Source organism: Streptomyces sp. NPDC005899 (genome assembly GCF_040629645.1).
Taxonomy (GTDB): Bacteria; Actinomycetota; Actinomycetes; order Streptomycetales; family Streptomycetaceae; genus Streptomyces.
Genome location: NZ_JBEXWB010000678.1, coordinates 1 through 1,409, shown reverse-complemented (window position 1 = coordinate 1,409; position 1,409 = coordinate 1). Strand labels below are relative to the sequence as shown.

Sequence of the window (1,409 nt, the reverse complement as noted above, 5' to 3'; positions counted from 1 at the left end):
GGCGGAGGGCCGGGCCGGCAGGAGCTCGTTCCCCGGCCCGCGCACCCGGCCGTCCCCGTGGCGGAACAGGGAGCCGGCGGCGCGGCCCAGCTGCGTGCCGCCCGTGCCGGTGCCATCGGCGCCTACCGCGCGGGTGCCCAGGCCGCGGCCCGGGCCGGCGAAAGCCTGCCGCACGGCACCCGGCAGGGCGACGGCCGGCCGGAAGAACCCAGGCAGGGCGACGGCCGGCCGGGCGAGGGCGCGTTTCACGGGAGCCGTCCACCCGGGAGCGGGCCGGAGGGCCCGGCGTACGCGGACCGACCGCAGGAGGGCCCGGCGTACGCGGACCGGCCGCTGGAAGACCTGGCGAACACGGACCGGCCCGAGGAGGGTCGCGCCTACGCGGACCGGCCCGAGGAGGGTCGCGCCTACACGGACCGGCCCGTCGTGGGTCCGGCGTACACGGACCGGCCGGACGTGGGCCCGGCCTTCGGGGAGCGGCCCCCGCAGGGCCCGGCGGACGCCGACCGGCCGGGCGAGGCTGAGCCGGAGGAAGAGCCCGCCGTGCCCCACGCCGGGACGCGCCCGGCCCCGGCCGGGCCCTGGAGCCCGGCGGGCGACGCTCCGTACGGGCTGGTGTACGAGTCCGACGACGATGACGACGATGACGACAACGAGGACGACCACGGGCCCGAGGACGGGGAGGACCCCGGGCTCCTGCCCCCCGGCCGGCGGGCCTACCTCGCCGGCACCTGGGGGGACGGCCCCGGCGCCGGCCGCTCCGTGCCCGCCGGCGGCTCCCCGGGATTCGGCCGCTCCGGGGAGGACGCCCTGCGCGCGGACTCGCGGCGGCGCGGCGGCGGACCCGTCGAGCCGGACCGGCTGCCGCAGCCGGTAGGGGCGCGGGCGTCCTCCGGTGGCTGGGACTCGGTCGTCGCCACAGGCGGCGACACGCCCGCCTACCGAGGCCCCGCCACGCCCCTCGCCGCCGAACGCGCCCGGCAGGCCCGCATCGCCGTGGTCGGCGCCGTCACGGAACGCTGGGCACCCGAGCAGGCCGGGCCCGTCCACGACAACTGGCAGCTGGCCCCGCCCATCGGCCCCTCGACCGACCTGTGGGCGCTCGGCGCCCTGCTCTACCGCGCCGTCCAGGGCCACGCCCCCTACCCGGAGGAGGACGCGGCCGAACTCGTGCAGATGGTCTGTGCGGAGCCGCCCGCCTTCGCGGAGGACTGCGGGCCGCTGCGCCCCGTCGTCGAGTCGCTGCTGCGCCAGGACCCCACGGAGCGGCCCGACTTCGAGGAGCTGCGCGGCTGGCTGCGCTCGCTGGTGCGGTCGGCCCCTGAGCCGGAGGCGGGCGCCGACGTCGTGCCGCTGCCGCCCGCCGACGCCACCCGGCTGCCGGTCGTGCGCCGCAGGGGTGAGCTGGT

1 pseudogene is annotated in these 1,409 nt (G+C 80.1%); it reads left to right on the top strand.

The annotated features are described in order from the left end of the window. A pseudogene (locus ABZ371_RS32600) lies at positions 1–1,409 on the top strand (serine/threonine protein kinase); the annotation flags it as partial.